This window comes from Streptococcus mitis, from assembly GCF_047464965.1.
GTDB lineage: Bacteria > Bacillota > Bacilli > Lactobacillales > Streptococcaceae > Streptococcus > Streptococcus mitis_DU.
Genome location: NZ_JASHAT010000008.1, coordinates 57,934 through 80,846, shown reverse-complemented (window position 1 = coordinate 80,846; position 22,913 = coordinate 57,934). Strand labels below are relative to the sequence as shown.

Annotated in this window: 20 protein-coding genes; 18 read left to right on the top strand and 2 right to left on the bottom strand. The window is 38.4% G+C overall.

The annotated features are described in order from the left end of the window. Position 1 precedes the first annotated feature (1 nt). The 3 genes from QM408_RS06630 to QM408_RS06620 all read left to right on the top strand — a co-directional run bounded on the left by QM408_RS06630 (position 2) and on the right by QM408_RS06620 (position 8,975). Entirely contained in the window at positions 2-787 is a 786-nt protein-coding gene (locus QM408_RS06630; RefSeq protein WP_084925846.1) for an ABC transporter permease, read from the top strand. 778 nt (positions 788-1,565) lie between these two features. Beyond that, positions 1,566-8,177, top strand: a complete 6,612-nt coding sequence (locus QM408_RS06625; protein WP_227325922.1) for a S8 family peptidase — start codon at positions 1,566-1,568, stop codon at positions 8,175-8,177. A gap of 486 nt (positions 8,178-8,663) precedes the next feature. Further along, complete coding sequence (locus QM408_RS06620) at positions 8,664-8,975, top strand: hypothetical protein (protein ID WP_227325923.1); 312 nt, start codon at positions 8,664-8,666, stop codon at positions 8,973-8,975. Positions 8,976-9,050: 75 nt separating this feature from the next. Here the strand turns inward: QM408_RS06620 and QM408_RS06615 are convergent, their stop codons facing one another. Then, on the bottom strand, positions 9,051-9,410 hold the full coding sequence (locus QM408_RS06615) for a DUF3397 family protein (protein WP_004242853.1): 360 nt from the start codon (positions 9,408-9,410) through the stop codon (positions 9,051-9,053). Between the two features lie 91 nt (positions 9,411-9,501). On the opposite strand from QM408_RS06615, the gene mnmL reads away from it, so the two are divergent. The 5 genes from mnmL (at position 9,502) to QM408_RS06590 (ending at position 14,353) form a co-directional block, all read left to right on the top strand. Further along, the gene (gene mnmL / locus QM408_RS06610) at positions 9,502-10,458 is read left to right on the top strand and encodes a tRNA modification radical SAM protein MnmL/YtqA (protein ID WP_261104910.1); all 957 of its coding nucleotides are present in this window, start codon (positions 9,502-9,504) and stop codon (positions 10,456-10,458) included. Next, the gene (gene mnmM, locus QM408_RS06605) at positions 10,442-10,999 is read left to right on the top strand and encodes a tRNA 5-(aminomethyl)-2-thiouridylate-methyltransferase MnmM (protein ID WP_084929739.1); all 558 of its coding nucleotides are present in this window, start codon (positions 10,442-10,444) and stop codon (positions 10,997-10,999) included. Before mnmL ends, mnmM begins: the two co-directional genes overlap by 17 nt. Continuing rightward, positions 10,992-11,246 carry a hypothetical protein gene (locus tag QM408_RS06600; protein ID WP_000361085.1) on the top strand — a complete coding sequence of 85 codons (255 nt, stop codon included), beginning with the start codon at positions 10,992-10,994 and terminating at the stop codon, positions 11,244-11,246. Before mnmM ends, QM408_RS06600 begins: the two co-directional genes overlap by 8 nt. 11 nt (positions 11,247-11,257) lie before the next feature. Next, entirely contained in the window at positions 11,258-13,312 is a 2,055-nt protein-coding gene (locus QM408_RS06595) for a cation:proton antiporter (RefSeq protein ID WP_414374006.1), read from the top strand. Between the two features lie 180 nt (positions 13,313-13,492). Then, complete coding sequence (locus QM408_RS06590; RefSeq protein ID WP_414374004.1) at positions 13,493-14,353, top strand: YihY/virulence factor BrkB family protein; 861 nt, start codon at positions 13,493-13,495, stop codon at positions 14,351-14,353. A gap of 76 nt (positions 14,354-14,429) precedes the next feature. Here the strand turns inward: QM408_RS06590 and queA are convergent, their stop codons facing one another. Further along, a complete protein-coding gene (gene queA / locus QM408_RS06585) occupies positions 14,430-15,458 on the bottom strand; it encodes a tRNA preQ1(34) S-adenosylmethionine ribosyltransferase-isomerase QueA (RefSeq protein ID WP_414374039.1) in 1,029 nt (342 codons plus the stop codon). A 150-nt stretch (positions 15,459-15,608) separates the two neighbouring features. Between queA and QM408_RS06580 the strand changes: the two genes are divergently transcribed. The 10 genes from QM408_RS06580 (at position 15,609) to QM408_RS06535 (ending at position 22,732) form a co-directional block, all read left to right on the top strand. Continuing rightward, positions 15,609-16,316, top strand: a complete 708-nt coding sequence (locus QM408_RS06580; RefSeq protein WP_414374002.1) for a glucosamine-6-phosphate deaminase — start codon at positions 15,609-15,611, stop codon at positions 16,314-16,316. A 148-nt stretch (positions 16,317-16,464) separates the two neighbouring features. Then, positions 16,465-16,641: a 30S ribosomal protein S21 gene (gene rpsU / locus QM408_RS06575; protein ID WP_000048054.1), complete on the top strand. Its 177-nt coding sequence runs from the start codon at positions 16,465-16,467 to the stop codon at positions 16,639-16,641. 236 nt (positions 16,642-16,877) lie between these two features. After that, the gene (gene hprK / locus QM408_RS06570; protein WP_414374037.1) at positions 16,878-17,816 is read left to right on the top strand and encodes an HPr(Ser) kinase/phosphatase; all 939 of its coding nucleotides are present in this window, start codon (positions 16,878-16,880) and stop codon (positions 17,814-17,816) included. Further along, positions 17,809-18,597, top strand: coding sequence for a prolipoprotein diacylglyceryl transferase (gene lgt / locus QM408_RS06565; protein ID WP_414374000.1), 789 nt, complete (start codon positions 17,809-17,811; stop codon positions 18,595-18,597). The genes hprK and lgt overlap by 8 nt, the downstream gene beginning before the upstream one ends. Further along, positions 18,598-18,981: a DUF948 domain-containing protein gene (locus QM408_RS06560; protein WP_000895040.1), complete on the top strand. Its 384-nt coding sequence runs from the start codon at positions 18,598-18,600 to the stop codon at positions 18,979-18,981. Between the two features lie 15 nt (positions 18,982-18,996). Continuing rightward, positions 18,997-19,386 carry a YtxH domain-containing protein gene (locus tag QM408_RS06555; protein ID WP_004258510.1) on the top strand — a complete coding sequence of 130 codons (390 nt, stop codon included), beginning with the start codon at positions 18,997-18,999 and terminating at the stop codon, positions 19,384-19,386. Positions 19,387-19,469: 83 nt separating this feature from the next. Further along, on the top strand, positions 19,470-20,600 hold the full coding sequence (hemW, locus tag QM408_RS06550) for a radical SAM family heme chaperone HemW (protein WP_410011537.1): 1,131 nt from the start codon (positions 19,470-19,472) through the stop codon (positions 20,598-20,600). Between the two features lie 4 nt (positions 20,601-20,604). Further along, positions 20,605-21,342, top strand: a complete 738-nt coding sequence (locus QM408_RS06545) for an acyl-[acyl-carrier-protein] thioesterase (protein ID WP_247939401.1) — start codon at positions 20,605-20,607, stop codon at positions 21,340-21,342. A 9-nt stretch (positions 21,343-21,351) separates the two neighbouring features. Further along, the gene (locus QM408_RS06540; RefSeq protein WP_049499051.1) at positions 21,352-22,125 is read left to right on the top strand and encodes a TIGR01457 family HAD-type hydrolase; all 774 of its coding nucleotides are present in this window, start codon (positions 21,352-21,354) and stop codon (positions 22,123-22,125) included. Continuing rightward, the gene (locus tag QM408_RS06535) at positions 22,115-22,732 is read left to right on the top strand and encodes a TIGR01906 family membrane protein (protein ID WP_049499049.1); all 618 of its coding nucleotides are present in this window, start codon (positions 22,115-22,117) and stop codon (positions 22,730-22,732) included. Before QM408_RS06540 ends, QM408_RS06535 begins: the two co-directional genes overlap by 11 nt. Positions 22,733-22,913 lie beyond the last annotated feature (181 nt).

Genomic DNA, 22,913 nt, shown 5'->3' with positions numbered 1-22,913 from the left:
TATGAAAAAATATCAACGCATGCATCTGATTTTTATCAGACAATACATCAAGCAAATCATGGAGTACAAGGTCGATTTTGTCGTCGGCGTGTTAGGAGTCTTTCTGACTCAAGGCTTGAACCTCTTGTTTCTCAATGTCATCTTTCAACACATCCCATCCCTAGAAGGTTGGACTTTTCAAGAAATCGCCTTTATCTATGGCTTTTCCTTGATTCCTAAGGGGTTGGACCATCTCTTTTTTGATAATCTCTGGGCGCTAGGGCAACGCTTGGTGAGAAAAGGTGAGTTTGACAAGTATCTGACTCGTCCTATCAATCCCCTCTTTCACATCCTAGTTGAAACCTTTCAGATTGATGCCTTAGGCGAACTTTTGGTTGGTGGTATCCTACTGGGAACAACAGTGACCAGCATTGCTTGGACTCTTCCCAAATTCCTGCTTTTCCTAGTTTGTATTCCTTTTGCGACCTTGATTTATACTTCTTTAAAAATTGCGACAGCTAGTATCGCTTTTTGGACCAAACAGTCAGGCGCCATGATTTACATTTTCTATATGTTTAATGATTTTGCCAAGTATCCCATTTCCATTTACAATTCATTTCTTCGTTGGTTGATTAGCTTTATCGTACCTTTTGCTTTTACGGCTTACTATCCTGCCAGCTATTTCTTGCAGGACAAGGATGTAATCTTTAACATCGGAGGTTTGATGTTGATTTCCCTTGTCTTTTTTGGTATTTCCCTTAAACTCTGGGACAGGGGCTTGGATTCTTATGAAAGTGCTGGGTCCTAAGATGAAGAAACTCAAAGCCTTGTCTCAGGACAGGCTTTTTCTAATAGAGATGAAAATTTCTTGACATCTATTCTCAGAGTGCTATACTTTAAATGTAATAGCGATTTAGCTTATACTCTTCGAAAATCTCTTCAAACCACGTCAGCTTCGCCTTGCCGTATATATGTGACTGACTTCGTCAGTTCTATCCACAACCTCAAAGCAGTGCTTTGAGCTGACTTCGTCAGTCTTATCTACAACCTCAAAACAGTGTTTTGAGCAGACTGCGGCTAGCTTCCTAGTTTGCTTTTTGATTTTCATTGAGTATCAGTTGGCAGAGCAGGGCACTCGTAAAGCCTAGGTTATAGGTAGATAAACGACTGAGGATTTGAAAAAATAGATATGTAGAAGATAACCGTTAAGTCTTATTCTTAGCGGTTATTTATATTGTTTAATAGCGCTGATATTTCATCAATGATGTTTGACTTTGTGATGTTGCTAGTGCTTTAAGTTGATTGCTACTATTTTTGATGGTGTGAATGTGCTTATAATGTATCTCAGTTAAGTACGAAATTTTTATATCTTTTTTAACACATATTAAAAATAAAATTAATACACCTTAATTTTTCTTGACTTAAATTTTTTTAATTGATATACTATTTTTCAGAGAGCTAACAATTATATATAAATGTACTACTCTATTTCCTAGATAATACTTAGTAAAACTTTTTATAACAAAGGCTAGCAAAGTTAAAGTTTACTATCTATTGGAAGTTAAATAAATATGTAAGGAATTAAAATGAAAAAAAGTACAGTATTGTCATTAACCACAGCTGCAGTTATTTTAGCAGCATATGTCCCTAACGAGGTAATCCTAGCAGATACACCTAGTTCTGAAGATTCTTTAAAAATACCTGATAAAGAAACAGTAGTAGTAGGTAAACAAAACGAAAACAAAGAAAAACTTGAAGATATTCGTAATGTTATAGAAACCTCAAAGGATACTGAAGAGAAGAAAACAACAATTATTGAGAAAAAAGAAGCTGTTAGTAAAGAATCTGTGATAGACAATAACACTAGCAATGAAGAAGAAAAAATCAAAGAAGAAAATTCCAATCAATCCCAAGGAGATAAAGCGGACTCGTCTGCAAGTAAAGACCCAGAAAGTCCCAAAAAAGAGGATAAACTTGTCTATATTGCTGAATTTAAAGATAAAGAATCTGGAGAAAAAGCAATCAAGGAATTATCCAATCTTAAGGATACAAAAGTTTTATATACTTATGATACGGTTTTTAATGGTGTTGCAATAGAAACAACTCCAGATAATCTGGACAAAATTAAACTAATAGAAGGTATGTCATCGGTTGAAAGGTCACAAAAAGTCCAACCTATGATGAATCATGCTAGAAAAGAAATTGGAGTTGAAGAGGCAATCGATTACCTAAAATCTATCAATGCACCATTTGGGAAAAACTTTGATGGCAGAGGTATGGTTATTTCAAATATCGATACGGGGACAGATTATAGGCATAAGGCTATGAGAATCGATGATGATGCCAAAGACTCAATGAGATTTAAAAAAGAAGACTTAAAGGGTACTGATAAAAATTTCTGGTTGAGTGATAAAATTCCTCATGCTTTCAATTATTATAATGGTGGTAAAATTACTGTAGAAAAAGCTGATGATGGAAGCGATTATTTTGATCCACATGGGATGCATATTGCAGGGATTCTTGCGGGAAATGATACTGAAAAAGATATTAAAAACTTTAACGGAATCGATGGAATTGCTCCTAATGCACAGATCTTCTCTTATAAAATGTACTCTGACGCAGGATCTGGCTTCGCAGGAGATGAAACAATGTTTCATGCTATTGAAGATTCGATCAAACACAATGTCGATGTTGTTTCGGTATCATCAGGCTTTACAGGAACAGGTCTTGTAGGTGAGAAATATTGGGAAGCTATTAGAGCGTTAAGAAAAGCAGGAATTCCAATGGTTGTAGCTACGGGTAACTATGCGACTTCTGCTTCAAGTTCTTCATGGGATTTAGTGGCAAATAATAATCTGAAAATGACCGACACTGGAAATGTAACACGAACTGCAGCACATGAAGATGCGATAGCAGTCGCATCTGCTAAAAATCAAACAGTTGAGTTTGATAAAGTTAACATAGGTGGAGAAAATTTTAAATACAGAAATATAGGGGCCTTTTTCGATAAGAATAAAATCACAACAAATGAAGATGGATCAAAAGCTCCTGATAAATTGAAATTTGTATATATAGGCAAGGGTCAAGATCAAGATTTGATAGGATTGGATCTTAGAGGCAAAATTGCAGTAATGGATCGAATTTATACAAAGGATTTAAAAAATTCTTTTAAAAGAGCTACGGATAAGGGCGCACGCGCCATTATGGTTGTAAATACTGTAAATTACTACAATAGAGATAATTGGACAGAGCTTCCAGCTATGGGATATGAGGAGGATGAAGGAACTACTAGTCAAGTATTTTCAATTTCAGGAGATGATGGTGTAAAGCTATGGAACATGATTAACCCTGATAAAAAAACTGAGGTTAAAAGGAATAATAAAGAAGATTTTAAAGATAAATTGGAGCAATACTATCCAATTGATATGGCCAGCTATAATTCTAATAAACCGAATGTAGGTGATGAAAAAGAGATTGACTTTAAGTTTGCACCTGACACAGACAAAGAATTGTATAAAGAAGATATCATAGTTCCAGCAGGATCCACATCTTGGGGACCGAGAACAGATTTGCTTTTAAAGCCTGATGTCTCAGCACCTGGTAAAAATATTAAATCCACTCTCAATGTCATTAATGGGAAATCAACTTATGGTTATATGTCAGGGACTAGTATGGCAACTCCAATCGTGGCAGCTTCTACTGTTTTGATTAGACCAAAATTAAAGGAAATGCTTGAAAGACCTGTGTTGAAAAATCTTAAGGGAGATGACAAAATAGATCTTACAAGTCTTACAAAAATTGCCCTACAAAATACTGCACGACCTATGATGGACGCAACGTCTTGGAAAGAAAAAAGCCAATACTTTGCATCACCTAGACAACAGGGAGCAGGGCTAATTAATGTGGCCAATGCTTTGAGAAATGAAGTCGTAGCGACTTTTAAAAACACGGATTCTAAAGGCTTGGTAAACTCTTATGGTTCTATTTCTCTTAAAGAAATAAAAGGAGAAGAAAAATATTTTACCATTAAGCTTCACAATACATCAAACAGACCTTTGACCTTTAAAGTTTCAGCATCTGCTATAACTACAGATGCTCTAACTGACAGACTAAAACTTGATGAAACATATAAAGACGAAAAATCTCCAGATGGGAAGCAAATTGTTCCAGAAATCCACCCAGAAAAAATCAAAGGAGCAAATATCACATTTGAGCATGACACTTTCACTATAGGCCCAAATTCTAGCTTTGATTTAAATGCGGTTATAAACGTTGGAGAGGCTAAAAACAAAAATAAATTTGTAGAATCATTTATTCATTTTGAGTCAGTGGAAGAAATGGAAGCTCTAAACTCCAATGGTAAGAAAACAAATTTCCAACCTTCTTTATCGATGCCTTTAATGGGATTTGCTGGGGATTGGAATAAGGAACCAATCCTTGATAAATGGGCCTGGGAAGAAGGTTCAAAATCAAAAACAATGGAAGGTTATGATGATGATGGTAAACCAAAAATTCCAGGAACTTTAAATAAGGGAATTGGTGGAGAGCATGGTATAGATAAATTTAATCCAGCAGGAGTTATACAAAATAGAAAAGATAAAAATACAACATCTCTAGATCAAAATCCAGAATTATTTGCTTTCAATAACGAAGGGATCAACGCACCATCATCAAGTGGTTCTAATATTGCTAAAATTTATCCTTTAGATTCAAATGGAAATCCTCAAGATGCTCAACTTGAGAGAGGATTAACACCTTCTCCACTTGTATTAAGAAGTGCAGAAGAAGGATTGATTTCAATAGTAAATACAAATAAAGAGGGAGAAAATCAAATCGACTTAAAAGTCATTTCGAGAGAACACTTTATTAAAGGAATTTTAAACTCTAAGAGAAATGATGCAAAGGGAATCAAATCTTCTAAGCTAAAAGTTTGGGGTGACTTGAAATGGGATGGACTCATTTATAACCCTAGAGGTAGAGAAGAAAATGCACCAGAAAGCAAGGATAACCAAGATCCTGCTACTAAGATAAGAGGTCAATTTGAACCAATTGCAGAAGGTCAATATTTCTATAAATTTAAATATAGATTAACTAAAGATTACCCATGGCAGGTTTCCTATATTCCTGTAAAAATTGATAACACAGCCCCTAAGATTGTTTCGGTTGATTTTTCAAATCCTGAAAAAATTAAGCTGATTACAAAGGATACTTATCACAAGGTAAAAGATCAATACAAGAATGAAACCCTATTTGCGAGAGATCAAAAAGAACATCCTGAAAAATTTGACGAGATTGCCAACGAAGTTTGGTATGCTGGCGCCGCTCTTGTTAATGAAGACGGAGAGGTTGAGAAAAATCTTGAAGTAACTTATGCAGGTGAGGGTGAAGGAAGAAATAGAAAACTTGACAAAGATGGAAATACCATTTATGAAATTAATGGTGCAGGAGATTTAAGAGGAAAAATCATTGAAGTCATTGCATTAGATGGCTCTAGCAATTTTACAAAGATTCATAGAATTAAATTTGCTGATCATGCTGATGAAAAGGGGATGATTTCCTATTATCTAGTAGATCCTGATCAAGATTCATCTAAATACCAAAAGCTTGGCGAGATTTCTGAATCTAAATTTAAAAATTTAGAAAATAGAAAAGACGATAGTCTTAAAAAAGATACAACTGAGGAAGAAAATCATCAAGACAATGAAGAGTCTATTGAAGAAAAATCTAGCTTGACTATTCATAAAACTATTTCAACAATTAGAGAGTTTGAAAGTAAAGACTTGAAGAAACTCATTAAAAAGAAATTTAGAGAAGTTGATGACTTTACAAGTGAAACTGGTAAGAGAACAGAGGAATACGATTATAAATACGATGATAAGGGAAATATCATTGCTTATGACGATGGTAGTGCCTTAGAATATGAAACTGAAAAACTTGACGAAATCAAATCAAAAATTTATGGTGTTCTAAGCCCGTCTAAAGATGGACACTTTGAAATTCTTGGAAAGATAAGTAATGTGTCTAAAAATGCCAAGGTATATTATGGAAATAACTATAAATCTATAGAAATCAAAGCGACCAAGTATGATTCCCATTCAAAAACGATGACATTTGATTTATACGCTAATATTAATGATATTGTGGATGGATTAGCTTTTGCAGGAGATATGAGATTCTTTGTTAAAGATGATGATCAGATAAAAGCTGAAACGAAGATTAGAATGCCTGAAAAAAATAAGGAAACTAAAACAGAATATCCATATGCATCAAGTTATGGGAATATAATAGAATTAGGAGAAGGAGATCTTTCAAAGAATAAACCAAATAATTTAACTGAAATGGAATCTGGTAAAATCTATTCTGATTCAGAAAAACAACAATATCTATTAAAGGATAATATCATTCTGAGAAAAGGCTATGCACTAAAAGTGACTACCTATAATCCTGGAAAAACGGATATGTTAGAAGGAAATGGAGTCTATAGCAAGGAAGATATAGCAAAAATACAAAAGGCCAATCCTAATCTAAGAGCCTTATCAGAAAAAATAATTTATGCTGATAGTAGAAATGTTGAAGATGGAAGAAGTACTCAATCAGTATTAATGTCGGCTTTGGACGGCTTTAACATTGTAAGGTATCAAGTGTTTAGATTTAAAATGAACGATAAAGGGGAGGCAATCGATAAAGATGGAAATCTTGTAACAGATCCTTCTAAACTTGTATTATTTGGTAAAGATGATAAAGAGTACACTGGAGAGGATAAGTCCAATGTAGAAGCTATAAAAGAAGATGGCTCTACGTTATTTATTGATGCAAAACCAGTAAACCTTTCAATGGACAAGAACTACTTTAATCCATCTAAATCTAATAAAATTTATGTACGAAATCCAGAATTTTATTTAAGAGGTAAGATTTCTGATAAGGGTGGTTTTAACTGGGAGTTGAGAGTTAATGAATCTGTTGTAGATAATTATTTAATCTACGGAGATTTACACATTGATAACACTAGAGATTTTAACGTTAAGCTTAATGTTAAAGACGGTGACATCATGGACTGGGGAATGAAAGACTATAAAGCAAACGGATTCCCAGATAAGGTAACAGATATGGATGGAAATGTTTATCTTAAAACTGGCTATAGCGATTTGAATGCGAAAGCGGTTGGAGTACACTATCAATTTTTATATGATAATGTTAAACCAGAAGTAAACATTGATCCTAAGGGAAATACTAGTATTGAATATGCTGATGGAAAATCTGTAGTCTTTAACATCAATGATAAAAGAAATAATGGATTCGATGGTGAGATTCAAGACAAACATATTTATGTAAATGGAAAAGAATATAAATCATTTGATGATATTAAACAACTAACAGATAAGACACTAAACATTAAGATTCTTGTAAAAGATTTTGCAAGAAATACGACCGTAAAAGAATTCATTTTAAACAAAGATACGGGAGAGGTGAGCGAATTAAAAGCTCATACGGTGACTGTGACCATTCAAAATGGAAAAGAAATGAGTTCAACGATAGTGTCGGAAGAAGATTTCATTTTACCTGTCTATAAGGGTAAATTAGAAAAAGGCTATCAATTTGATGGTTGGGAAATTTCTGGTGTCGAAGGGAAAAAAGACGTTGGCTATGTTCTTAATCTATCAAAAGATACCCTTATAAAACCTGTATTCAAGAAAATAGAGGAGAAAAAGGAGGAGGAAAATAAACCTACTTTTGATGTATCGAAAAAGAAAGATAAGGTGCAAGCAAATCATAGCCAATTAGATGAAAATTACAAAAAGGAGGATTTACAAAGAGAAAATCATTCACACAACTCTGATTCAACTGAAGGTGTCAAAGCTACAGTTCCTGTACAAGTAAATTATAGTCAATTAGGTGAAAGTCATAGAAAAGAGGATTTCCAAAGAGAAAATCATTCACACAACTCTGATTCAACTGAGGATGTTACATCTCCAGTTCCTGATAAAAATGATAAAAACTTTGAAAATAAGAAGGAAGTTTATCTCAATGAACCAGAGAACATAGCTAATAAACATACCAATATTGATAGTAAATCAACTACTAACAATGATAGGTTGCCAAAAACTGGAACAGTTAGCGAAGTCTTCACGTCATTGGTTGCCGGAATAATGTTTACCGTAGGTGCATTTCTTGGATTGAAGAAAAAAGATCAAGATTAAGACAAAGCTATAGAAACATGGTTTGTGTACTGAGATGAGATAGTGTGGTGATGAAACAATTTTGTGAAAATAGCCATCTATAACTCAATTATTTAGTTTACTTTACTATTGATACTCTTTTCGGCTTTATTAATGGACTTAGTTTTGATAACTAATGAATTGATTGAAAGGGTTAGTATTGACAATATTGGTCATATTAATTAGAAAATAGAGTCTATCAAAATTTAAAGGTTAATGGAGGTGATGAGACAATTTCAAGGAATTAAGTAGCGTTTGGTTGCTTAATTCCTTTTTATTTGGAAGGAAGTTTTTCACCTGCTTCCTTATTTTATTGCTATTATTCAACCACTTAGACCGATATAGAGACCAGATAGGCAAAAGAACTTGTTCTTGAAACTGACCTCTGCTATAATGATTTGTGTAAGGGACGGGAGGCATCAATATCAGATAACTCAAGTTCCTAAAAACGAAATTGGAGATAAAGAAATGAAAAAAATATTGGGGATTGTATTTTTAGTGGCAGCAGCGACAGTATTGTATTTTGGTTCTGTTGGCTGGCCAACTTTGGACATTAACCTCTGGTCATTGATTCCGGTAGGCTTGTTCCTCTATTTCACTCTAGAGAATCTTTTGAAAAAAGACTACAAGGCTAGTCTGATGTGTTTGATTATTGCCTTTATTATTGCGAATGCAATTTTGGACCTGTTGCCAATTTCAAGTGGCTTGGTAATTGGAGCAGGTGTACTAGCTTGTGTAGGTATTGGTTATCTATTTCCTGATAAAGAAAATAGGAATTGATGAAAAAGTATATAAAGAAAAAAACACTTCAATCATTGTATTTTAGTTTGATTGAGGTGTTTTCGATTTAGTTTTTTATTTCTGAGCCATCAATTCAACAATCATCTCGATATACATGACAAGGGTTAATAAGAATCCTGCACGCCAGAAGAATTTGATGAATTTAGGATAGTAAAAGCTGCGTTTTTTCAAAAGGAAGAAAAAAACGAGAATAATGGCTAGGAGTGAGAGTGCTAGGCCTAGTCTAGGGAGGAAATTATGGGTAAAGGTTTTAGCTGTAATAAGGTAATACTCAAATACCAAGACTGGAAAAGCCAAATCCGCAAAGTTTCGTCCTAGTTTTTTTAATCTAAAAAGTTTGGTTATGATAATGCAGACTACTAAGGTCAGTATCAATAATAAAATAGATGCTAATTTCATTAAAATCATACCCATATTGTATCATAAAAAATCGCTAATGGAAACGAGAAACAGAGGAATTTATAGGAAAGTCAGGCTTTTGAGATTGTGGGTGTTTTTTGTTATAATGAAAGTTATGAAATCTTATAACACCTTGAATGATTATTATCGAAAACTCTTTGGAGAAAAGACCTTTAAAGTCCCTATTGATGCGGGGTTTGACTGTCCCAATCGTGATGGGACTGTAGCTCATGGAGGTTGTACTTTTTGTACGGTTTCAGGTTCTGGAGATGCTATCGTAGCACCGGATGCGCCTATCCGTGAGCAATTTTATAAGGAAATTGACTTTATGCACCGCAAGTGGCCAGATGTTCAGAAGTATCTGGTTTATTTTCAAAATTTTACCAACACCCATGAAAAGGTGGAAGTCATTCGGGAGCGCTATGAGCAGGCTATCAACGAGCCAGGTGTAGTAGGAATCAATATCGGAACACGGCCAGACTGTTTACCAGACGAAACTATCGAATATTTGGCTGAGTTGTCAGAGCGTATGCATGTGACGGTTGAATTGGGCTTGCAGACCACTTATGAGGCAACCTCTGATCTGATTAACCGTGCCCACTCCTATGAATTGTACGTGGAGACGGTCAAGCGTTTGAGAAAATATCCCAAGATTGAGATTGTTTCTCATTTGATCAACGGACTTCCTGGTGAAACCCATGAGATGATGATTGAAAATGTCCGCCGTTGTGTCACGGATAACGATATTCAAGGGATTAAACTGCACTTGCTTCACCTGATGACCAATACTCGTATGCAACGGGACTACCACGAGGGACGTTTGCAACTGATGAGTCAGGACGAATATGTCAAGGTCATCTGTGACCAACTGGAAATCATTCCCAAGCATATCGTCATCCATCGAATCACAGGAGATGCACCTAGAGATATGCTGATTGGGCCTATGTGGAGCCTCAATAAGTGGGAAGTGCTCAACAGCATTGAGATGGAGATGCGACGTCGTGGAAGTATTCAAGGATGCAAGGCTGTAAAACAGGAGTTTGAAAATGAAAAGACCACTTGAGATGGCACATGATTTTTTGGTTGAGGTAGTGACAAAAGAGGATATCGTAGTGGATGCGACCATGGGTAATGGTCATGACACGATTTTTTTAGCGAAACTAGCTAAGCAAGTCTATGCCTTTGATATTCAGGAGCAAGCCTTGGAAAAGACCCAAGAGCGTTTGGACCAAGCTGGAATGACAAATGCCCAGTTAATCTTGCAAGGTCACGAGACACTGGACCAGTTTGTGACAGAAGCCAAGGCAGGGATTTTTAATCTGGGCTATTTGCCATCAGCTGATAAGTCAGTCATTACCCAACCTCAGACAACGATTGAAGCATTAGAAAAGCTGTGTCATTTGCTTGTCAAAGGTGGACGGATTGCTATCATGATCTATTATGGTCATGAAGGAGGCGATCTAGAGAGGGATGCTGTCTTGGATTTTGTCAGCCAGTTGAACCAACAAGAGTACACAGCTGCCATTTACCGAACCCTGAACCAAGTCAACAACCCACCATTTTTAGTAATGATTGAAAAATTAGAGAGATATAGACATGGATAAACAATACCTACGTGAAAAGCTGGATGCCATGCGCCAGAATTTTGTTGAATCAACTCACCATGAACGAGCGGTGGGTGTGTTAGACCAAGCGCATATGAGCAAAAAAATGCTTAAAATCAAGAAAAAATTAGTTGCTCTTGAGATGGAACGGTGTCAGAGAAAAATTGAGCACAAAGATTGTTCCAAGATTGACCAAAAAATCAAAGAGCAGAAGGAGATATTTGAATCCTGTTGTAAAAAAGATTAAGGAGGACGTGCGTGGAATTACTGATTTACCTCATCCTATTTTTACTAGTCTTGATTGTCTCGAGTACAACCAATAAGCTCCTGCCCTTTTTGCCTCTACCTTTGGTGCAAATTCTTTTGGGAATTGTGATTGGTCTCTTTTTACCCAATACCGACTTTCACCTCAATACAGAGTTGTTTTTGGCACTGGTTATTGGGCCATTGCTTTTCCGAGAGTCGGAGGAAGCAGATATTACGGCTATTTTAAAACACTGGCGAATCATTGTTTATCTCATATTTCCAGTGATTTTCATCTCGACCCTGAGTTTGGGTGGCTTGGCCCATCTTCTTTGGCTCAGTCTTCCCTTGGCGGCTTGCTTGGCTGTTGGGGCAGCCCTTGGCCCTACGGATTTGGTGGCCTTTGCCTCTCTTTCGGAGCGGTTTAGCTTTCCTAAGCGCGTGTCCAATATCCTTAAAGGTGAAGGACTTTTGAATGATGCTTCTGGCTTGGTTGCCTTTCAGGTAGCTTTGACAGCTTGGACAACTGGAGCCTTTTCCCTTGGCCAAGCGAGTAGTTCGCTCATCTTTTCAATCCTAGGCGGTTTTTTGATTGGCTTTTTAACAGCCATGACCAACCGTTTCCTCCATAGTTTCTTGCTAAGTGTGAGAGCAACAGATATTGCTAGTGAGCTCCTTCTGGAATTGAGTTTACCCTTGATAACCTTCTTTCTAGCAGAAGAAGTACACGTTTCAGGAATTATTGCCGTTGTAGTTGCTGGGATTCTAAAGGCAAACCGTTTTAAGAAAATTACGCTCCTCGAAGCCCAAGTGGATACGGTGACCGAGACGGTTTGGCATACAGTGAATTTTATGCTGAACGGTTCTGTCTTTGTGATTTTAGGGATGGAGTTGGAAATGATAGCAGAACCTATCTTGACCAATCCAATCTATAATCCCTTACTGTTATTGGTATCTCTTATAGCCCTTACCTTTGTCCTCTTTGCCATTCGTTTTGTCATGATCTATGGTTATTATGCCTATAGGACTAGACGTCTCAAGAAAAAGCTAAATAAGTATATGAAGGACATGCTTCTTTTGACATTCTCAGGTGTTAAGGGAACCGTGTCGATTGCTACAATCCTTCTGATACCAAGTAATCTAGAGCAGGAGTACCCTCTCTTGCTTTTCCTTGTCGCAGGTGTGACGCTTGTAAGTTTTTTAACAGGCCTCGTGGTCTTGCCTCATCTTTCTGATGAACAGGAAGAAAGCAAGGATTATCTCATGCATATCGGCATTTTGAATGAAGTAACGCTAGCGTTGGAAAAAGAGTTGGAAGATACCAGAAATAAGCTCCCTCTCTATGCAGCCATTGACAATTACCATGGACGTATTGAAAATCTCATACTGAGTCAAGAAAATAAGGGGTCTCAAGAAGACTGGGAGGCCTTGAAACTTCTCATCCTCAGTATTGAAAGTGATGGTTTAGAACAGGCTTACGAAGAGGACAAGATGAGTGAGCGTGCCTATCGAGTCTACCAACGTTATTTGAAAAACATGGAACAAGGTATCAATCGCAAGTTTGCTTCACGATTGACCTATTATTTCCTTGTTTCCTTGCGAATTTTACGTTTTCTCCTACACGAAGTCTTTACCTTAGGCAAGACCTTCCGTAGTTGGAAAAATGAAGAATCACAGAAACTCAGAGCCCTTGACTATGACCAAATTGCAGAGCTCTATCTAGAAAATACAGAGATGATTATTGAAAGTTTGGAGAACCTTAAAGGGGTTTATAAGAGTTCTTTAATCAGCTTTATGCAGGATTCTCGTCTCCGAGAAACAGCTATTATTACCAGTGGTGCCTTTGTAGAACGGGTTATCAATCGTGTCAAACCAAACAATATCGATGAAATGCTGAGAGGCTATTATCTGGAGCGCAAATTGATTTTCGAATATGAAGAGAAACGATTGATTACGACCAAGTATGCCAAGAAATTACGACAAAATGTGAATAACTTAGAGAACTATTCCTTGAAGGAAGCTGCCAATACCCTGCCTTATGATATGATGGAATTGGTAAGAAGAAATTAGTTAATACTCTTCGAAAATCTCTTCAAACCACGTCAGCGTCGCCTTACCGTAGATATATGTAACTGACTTCGTCAGTCTTATCTACCACCTCAAAGCAGTGCTTTGAGCAGCCTGCGGCTAGCTTCCTAGTTTGCTCTTTGATTTTCATTGAGTATAAGATTGTAAGTGAAGGAGTGTGATATGAAGAAGTGGTGGAAAGCGCTGATAGACAAGCCTTTAGTAAAAGCTTTTTTGCATTATTATCAAGCATCAGATAGTGAGTTGACCAGTGTCGCAGTAGCCTACTATTGGTTGATTTCGATTTTTCCCCTGCTTTTGGTGGTGGTCAATATCCTCCCTTATTTTCAGATTCCAGTTTCCAATTTTTTAAAGGTTGTCAATGAATTTTTGCCGGAAAGCATGTATGATGTGGTCGCAAAAATTATTACAGAAGTACTGACGCAACCTTCAACGGGTTTGTTGAGTTTTGCGGTTTTGTCAGCCCTCTGGACCTTTTCAAAATCCATGAATTTCCTACAGAAAGCCTTTAATAAAGCTTACGGAGTAGCTAAAAATCGTGGGATGATTTCCCATCAGCTCATGAGTTTGTTTGTCAGTTTTGGCTTGCAGATTCTCTTTGCCTTAGCTCTATTTCTCAGTGTCTTTGGTCGCATGCTCCTCAACCTTATCAAAAGTTACTGGAAATCGGATAGTCCTCTCTTTGATTATCTGCAAGATCTAACAGGTCCCTTGGTCTATGCTTTGATTTTTGCAATTTTGGTCATGCTTTATTATTTCCTGCCTAATGTTAGGGTCCGACGAATTCGCTTTGTATTGCCAGGTAGTGCCTTTGTCATGCTGACTCTGGCCTTACTGCTCAATATCTTTTCAGTCTATGTTAACAATTATGTCAATCACCTAGTGGACGTGCGTTTTTTCAGTTCCGTCGTCGTGGTGGTCATGATGTTCTGGTTTATTCTCATCGCTAAGATTTTAATTGTCGGCGCGGTGATCAATGCCAGTGTTCAGAGTTTGAAAGATCCGGCCTTTAAAAAAGACTAATTCTTTATTCTATTACAAAACGCATACTATCAAGTTTTTATAATGCCTGATAATATGCGTTTTTTGATTATGAAAATTAATAGATAAACATGGCATCGCCAAAACTAAAGAAGCGGTAGTGTTCTTGGATGGCATGGTGGTAGGCGTCTAAGACTAATTCACGGCCTGCAAAGGCAGAAACCAACATGACCAGAGTTGATTTTGGCAGGTGGAAGTTGGTTGAGAAGGCATCCACGACCTTCCATTCATAGCCAGGTTTGATAAAGATATTGGTCCAGCCAGAATCTGCTTGGATTTTCCCATCAAACTTGGAACCAATAGTTTCCAAGGTGCGGATAGAAGTGGTTCCGACAGCGATGACACGGCCTCCATTTTCCTTGACAGATCGAAGGGTGGCAGCAGCTTCCTCAGAAAGTTGGTAGAATTCTGAGTGCATTTCGTGTTCGTCCAGATTGTCAACTGAAACGGGTCTAAAGGTTCCGAGTCCGACATGAAGAGTCAGATAGACTAGATGAACACCCTTAGCTTGGATTTCTGCCAGCAGTTCTTTGGTGAAGTGTAGTCCAGCAGTTGGTGCTGCAGCAGAGCCACTTTCCTTGGCGTAAACGGTTTGATAGCGTTCACGGTCATCCAATTTTTCATGGATATAAGGTGGTAATGGCATTTCTCCTAGACTTTCCAAAACTTCTAGGAAAATTCCTTGGTATTCAAAGCGGACAATGCGGCTACCGTGGGTCAATTCTTCTGTCACGACAGCGCTGAGGCGACCATCACCAAAGCTGACACGAGTGCCAACCTTGAGGCGTTTGGCAGGTTTAGCCAGAACCTCCCACTCATCTCCAGCAGTATTTTTGAGCAGGAGAAGTTCCACATGACCTCCAGTTTCTTCCTTTTGACCATAGAGGCGGGCAGGGAGAACGCGGGTATCGTTCATGACAAGGGCATCACCAGATTCAAGCATATCAATAATAGAGTGGAAGTGTTTGTCCTGCATTTCTCCCGTCTCACGGTTGACGATGAGGAGTTTAGAAGCGTCCCGTTTTTCAAGGGGCGTTTGGGCAATCAATTCCTCAGGCAAGTGGAAATCAAAATCAGCTGTATTCATATATCTGTTCATTCTTTCTAAGTTCTAATCCTATCCATTATAACATGTTTCAAGTATAGTCGCTCTTTTTTTGAAAATTAAATCGTTTTCACTTGACAAAAATTGGTCTATACCATATAATAAATATAGATTGAAACGGAGGATGAAAAGATGAAAGTTATTAAAGTTGAAAATCAAATCGAAGGTGGAAAAGTTGCTTTTGAGATTTTGAAGGAAAAATTGGCCAACGGCGCTCAAACCCTAGGACTTGCGACAGGAAGTAGCCCACTTGAATTTTACAAGGAAATTGTTGAAAGTGACCTCGATTTTTCAAATATAACCAGTGTCAACCTTGATGAGTATGTAGGCCTTGATGGGGACAATCCACAGTCTTACCGTTACTTCATGCAAGAAAACTTGTTCAACCAAAAACCATTTAAAGAAAGTTTCTTGCCTCGTGGGGTTAAGGACAATGCTGAAGCTGAAGTTGAACGCTACAACCAAATTTTGGCTGACCATCCAGTTGATCTCCAAATCTTGGGAATCGGTCGCAATGGACATATCGGCTTTAATGAGCCTGGTACTCCATTTGACAGTCAAACACATCTAGTAGAACTTGACCAGTCTACTATCGAAGCCAATGCTCGCTTCTTTGACAAGATTGAAGATGTTCCAACTCAAGCCATTTCAATGGGAATTAAAAACATCTTGGATGCCAAGTCAATTATTCTCTTTGCTTACGGTGAGTCGAAAGCAGAAGCCATTGCCGGAACAGTGTCTGGTCCAGTGACTGAGAACCTACCAGCAAGTAGCCTACAAAACCACTCTGATGTGACGATTATTGCAGATGCTGAAGCGCTCAGCTTGTTAGAAAAATAAAAAAGCAGCACCCTTCAGTTCTTCTATTGAACGCTTTCAAGACTTGTATAAATGGCAGAAAATCAAAATTAAACCGCATTTTTTCTTGACAATTATTCCTTTTACGTGTAAAATAGAATAGATCTTGAACTTGAAGGGAGTGAAAAAAATGTCTAAAACAGTAGTACGTAAGAATGAATCTCTTGACGACGCACTTCGTCGTTTCAAACGTGCGGTTACTAAAGCTGGTACTCTTCAAGAAACACGTAAACGTGAATTCTATGAAAAACCTTCTGTAAAACGTAAACGTAAATCAGAAGCAGCTCGTAAACGTAAAAAATTCTAATTAGAAATGAAAGGCTGGAGAAATCTAGTCTTTTTTCTTTTAATACTCTTCGAAAATCAAATTCAAACCACGTCAACGTCGCCTTGCCGTACTCAAGTACAGCCTGCGGCTAGTTTCCTAGTTTGCTCTTTGATTTTCATTGAGTATAAATAAATACTCCAAAGCCTGCAAAAATCTGAAATATCCTCTTACAATTTGATATAATAGTAAAAAGAACTCGATTGAAGGAGGAAATGATGTCGGTTTTAGTAAAAGAAGTGATTGAAAAGCTTAGACTAGACATTGTCTATGGCGAACCAGAATTACTTGAAAAGGAAATCAATACCGCGGACATTACGCGACCTGGTCTTGAAATGACGGGCTATTTTGACTATTATACGCCTGAGCGAATCCAGCTCTTGGGAATGAAGGAGTGGTCCTACCTCGTTTCGATGTCCTCTCACAACCGTTACCAAGTCTTGAAAAAAATGTTTCTACCTGAGACACCGGCTGTTATTGTTGCCCGTGGTTTGGTGGTTCCGGAGGAAATGTTAAAGGCAGCCAGAGAATGTAAGATTGCCATCTTAACTAGTCGTACAGCAACCAGTCGTTTATCTGGGGAGTTATCTAGTTATCTGGATTCTCGTTTGGCAGAACGGACCAGTGTGCACGGTGTCTTGATGGATATCTATGGTATGGGTGTCTTGATTCAAGGTGATAGTGGCATCGGTAAGAGTGAGACAGGTCTGGAGCTTGTCAAACGTGGTCACCGCTTGGTAGCCGATGATCGTGTCGATATCTTTGCCAAGGATGAGATTACTCTTTGGGGTGAACCGGCTGAAATCTTGAGACACCTGATTGAAATTCGTGGGGTTGGGATTATCGATGTCATGAGCCTCTACGGTGCGAGTGCCGTCAAGGATTCTTCACAAGTCCAGCTGGCTGTTTATTTGGAAAATTACGATACACATAAAACTTTTGATCGTCTTGGAAACAATGCAGAGGAACTTGAAATTTCTGGCGTAGCCATTCCTCGTATCCGCATTCCAGTGAAAACAGGTCGTAATATCTCTGTTGTGATTGAGGCAGCTGCCATGAATTATCGTGCTAAGGAAATGGGCTTTGATGCGACGCGTTTGTTCGAAGAACGCTTGACCAATCTCATTGCTCAAAACGAGGAGGTGCCTAATGTTTGATCCAATTGCTATTCATCTAGGCCCTATAGCCATTCGTTGGTATGCTTTGTGTATTGTGACAGGCTTGATTCTTGCGGTTTATTTGACCATGAAAGAAGCGCCTAGGAAGAAGATCATACCAGACGATATTTTAGATTTTATCTTAGTAGCCTTTCCTCTGGCTATTTTAGGAGCTCGTCTCTACTATGTTATTTTCCGTTTTGATTACTATAGTCAGAACTTGGGAGAAATTTTTGCCATTTGGAATGGTGGTTTGGCCTTCTATGGTGGTTTAATAACTGGGGCTCTTGTACTCTACATCTTTGCTGATCGCAAACTCATCAATACTTGGGATTTTCTAGACATTGCGGCGCCCAGCGTCATGATTGCCCAAAGTCTGGGGCGCTGGGGCAATTTCTTTAACCAAGAAGCTTATGGTGCAGCAGTGGATAATCTGGATTATCTACCTGGCTTTATCCGTGACCAGATGTATATTGAGGGGAGCTACCGTCAACCGACCTTCCTTTATGAGTCTCTATGGAATCTACTTGGATTTGCCTTGATTCTGATTTTTAGACGAAAATGGAAGAGTCTCAGACGAGGTCATATCACTGCTTTCTATTTGATTTGGTATGGTTTCGGTCGTATGGTTATTGAAGGCATGCGAACAGATAGCCTCATGTTCTTTGGTCTTCGAGTGTCTCAATGGCTTTCAGTTGTTCTTATCGGACTGGGTATTTTTATCATTCTATATCAAAATCGAAAGAAGGCCCCTTACTATATTACAGAGGAGGAAAATTAAATGTTAGAAGTTGCATATATTCTTGTAGCCCTTGCTTTGATTGTCTTTTTAGTCTATCTAATCATTACTGTACAAAAGCTTGGACGTGTTATCGATGAAACAGAGAAGACGATTAAAACCTTGACTTCAGATGTGGATGTGACCTTGCATCATACCAATGAATTGCTGGCTAAGGTCAATGTCTTGGCAGATGATATTAATGTCAAGGTAGCAACGATTGATCCACTCTTTAGTGCTGTTGCAGATTTATCTCTATCTGTTTCCGACCTCAATGACCATGCGCGTGTCTTGAGCAAGAAAGCTTCATCAGCTGGATCAAAAACACTCAAGACTGGTGCAAGTCTGTCAGCTCTTCGTCTTGCAAGTAAATTTTTCAAAAAATAAAAAAGGAGAATTCTTATGGGTAAACTATCCTCAATCCTTTTAGGAACCGTTTCAGGTGCAGCTCTTGCCTTGTTTTTAACAAGCGACAAGGGCAAACAAGTTTGCAGTCAGGCTCAAGATTTTCTAGATGATTTGAGAGAAGATCCGGAGTATGCCAAGGAGCAGGTCTGTGAAAAACTAACAGAAGTTAAGGAGCAGGCTACAGATTTTGTTCTGAAAACCAAAGAACAGGTTGAGTCAGGTGAAATCACTGTGGACAGTGTCCTTGCTCAAGCCAAATCATGTGCTCGTCAAGCGACAGAAGCATCAAAAAATCAATTCAATAATCTCAAGGAGCAATGGCAAGAAAAGGCCGAAACTCTTGATGAATCAGAAGAGATTGTTATTGACATAACAGAAGAATAAACCATCACCATCTCTGGACGGACTATGTATCTGGGGATGGTGATTTTTTTCTCGTAGCCTGTCTTTGTGGTATAATAAGTACTATGCAGAAGAAACCAACGTCAGCCTATGTGCACATCCCATTTTGTACCCAGATTTGTTATTATTGTGACTTTTCAAAAGTTTTTATCAAGAATCAGCCGGTAGATAGTTATTTGGAGCATCTGTTAGAAGAGTTTCAATCTTATGATATTCAAAAGTTGAGAACCCTCTATATCGGTGGTGGCACACCGACAGCTTTGTCAGCTTCTCAACTGGAGGTGTTATTGAAGGGCTTGACTAAAAACTTGGACTTGTCTGTCTTAGAAGAGTTGACCATTGAAGCCAATCCAGGCGACTTGGATGCGAATAAGATAGCTGTTTTGAAGAACTCGGCTGTCAATCGTGTTTCGCTAGGTGTGCAGACCTTTGACGACAAGATGCTGAAAAAGATTGGGCGCAGTCATTTGGAGAAGGATATTTATGAAAATATCGACCGACTGAAACTGGCTGGTTTTGACAACATCTCCATTGATTTGATTTATGCGCTACCTGGCCAGACTATGGAGCAAGTAAAGGAAAATGTGGCTAAGGCCATTGGACTGGATATTCCCCATATGAGTTTGTATAGCTTGATTTTGGAAAATCATACGGTCTTTATGAACCGTATGCGACGAGGAAAATTGCCTCTGCCTAAGGAGGAACTGGAAGCTGAGATGTTTGAGTACATCATTGCAGAGCTGGAGCGAGCTGGTTTTGAGCATTATGAGATTTCCAATTTTTCCAAACCCGGTTTTGAAAGTCGTCACAATCTCATGTACTGGGACAATGCTGAGTACTATGGCATTGGTGCTGGTGCATCTGGTTATGTCAATGGTATTCGCTATAAGAATCATGGTCCCATTCGTCATTACCTCAGTGCAGTTGAGGAAGGTAATGCGCGTATCACAGAAGAGCACCTGAGTCAAAAAGAGCAAATGGAAGAAGAAATGTTCCTAGGGCTCCGCAAGAAATCAGGGGTCTCCAGGGTACGATTTGAGGAAAAATTTGGACGGTCTTTTGATGGACTTTATGGAGAAATTGTCAAGGACTTGGTTCAACAAGGTCTCATGCAAATAGAGGGTGACCGCGTGCGCATGACAAAAAGAGGTCTCTTTTTGGGAGACACCGTAGCAGAACGATTTATTTTGGAGTAGAATGATGGGCTTAACTTATCAAATGAAAATGAAAATTCCTTTTGATATGGCTGATATGAACGGTCATATCAAACTCCCAGATGTGATTTTACTATCCCTACAAGTTTCAGGGATGCAGTCGATTGAGCTGGGAGTTAGTGATAAGGCCATTTTGGAAGACTATAATCTGGTATGGATTATCACAGACTATGATATTGAGGTGGTTCGTTTGCCTCGTTTTGCGGAAGAAATTACTATTGAAACGGAAGCCTTGAGCTACAATCGGCTCTTTTGCTACCGTCGCTTTACCATTTATGATGAAGCAGGACAGGATCTTATCCACATGATGGCGACCTTTGTTCTCATGGATCGAGATAGTCGAAAAGTCCATGCTGTCGAACCTGAGATTGTGGCTCCGTATCAGTCTGATTTTGATAAAAAGCTTATCCGTGGACCAAAGTATGAGTACTTGGAAGAGCCAATCAGCAAGGATTACCATGTTCGTTTTTACGACTTGGATATGAATGGTCATGTTAATAACAGTAAGTACCTGGACTGGATTTTTGAGGTTATGGGAGCGGATTTTTTGACCCACTATATTCCTAAGAAAATCAATCTCAAGTATGTCAAGGAAGTTCGACCAGGTGGGGTGATTACATCGGCTGTTGAACGGACTGGACTGGAAAGCAAGCATGAGATTACAAGCGACGGGGCTACCAATGCCCAAGCAATCATCACTTGGCAAGAAATAAAAAAGGATTAGGGAGAAAGTATGAAATACAAAGGCTATTTAATTGATTTAGACGGAACCATTTATAAGGGGAAAGATCGAATTCCAGCAGGAGAGGCTTTTGTCCACGAATTGCAAAAGCGGGATATCCCTTATCTTTTTGTAACAAACAATACAACCCGCACTCCAGAGAGTGTTCAGGAGATGTTGGCTCAGAATTTTAATATCGATACGCCCCGATCGACTGTCTACACAGCGACTTTGGCAACGATCGACTATATGAACGACTTGGGGCTTGAAAAGACCGTCTATGTCATCGGAGAAGCAGGGCTCAAGGAAGCCATCAAGGCAGCTGGTTATGTCGAAGACAAGAAAAATCCTGCCTATGTGGTAGTAGGTCTAGACTGGCAAGTCAACTATGAAAAATTTGCGACAGCAACTCTGGCTATTCAAAAAGGTGCCCACTTTATCGGAACCAATCCTGACCTAAACATCCCGACAGAACGCGGTCTTTTGCCAGGTGCTGGTTCACTGATTACGCTGCTTGAAGTAGCAACACGTGTGAAGCCTGTTTATATTGGGAAACCAAATGCCATCATTATGGACAAGGCGGTTGAGCACTTAGGTTTGGAACGTGAAGAGTTAATCATGGTCGGAGACAACTACCTAACTGATATCCGAGCTGGGATTGACAATGGTATTCCAACGCTCTTGGTGACAACAGGTTTTACCAAGGCAGAAGAAGTAGCAGGTCTGCCAATCGCCCCGACTCATGTGGTTTCTAGCCTTGCGGAGTGGAATTTTGATGAAAACTAAACTGACCTTTTGGGGCTCTATGCTCTTTCTCTTCTCTCTTTCTATTCTTCTGACCATTTATTTGGCTTGGATTTTTTATCCGCTGGAAATTCAGTGGCTGAACTTAACGGATAGGGTCTATTTAAAACCAGAAACTATTCAGTACAACTTTCATATCTTGATGAATTACCTGACCAATCCTTTTAGTCAGGACTTGCAGATGCCTGATTTTCGTTCGTCAGCATCTGGGCTACATCACTTTGCGGTGGTGAAGAATCTCTTTCACTTGGTGCAGCTAGTTGCTCTAGTGACACTACCAAGTTTCTATTTCTTTGTCAAAGGGATTGTGAAAAAAGACTTCTTGTCTCTATTTAGTAAAGGGCTTTTGGCTCTAGTGGTTTTGCCTTTACTGATTGGGCTTGGGGGAGTGTTGATTGGTTTCGACCAATTCTTTACCCTTTTCCATCAAATTCTCTTTGTGGGAGATGATACTTGGCTTTTTGACCCAGCCAAGGATCCAGTTATTTTAATTTTACCAGAGACCTTCTTCCTTTATGCCTTCCTTCTCTTTTTCGCCCTTTATGAAAGCTTCTTTGGTTTTCTATACCTGAAAAGTCGTAGGAAGTGAAACGAAAGATATTCTTATTTTGCATAAATCAATTAGGTATGTGATTCGAAACTATTGTCAAGAATGAATTAATCAAATCTAAAAAGAGTTAATCGTTCGCAAACAGTCTATTTTTCTTGAAAAAATAGGCTTTTTTTCTAAAAATCTCTAGTCAAGCGCTTTATTTTTTTGTATAATAGAA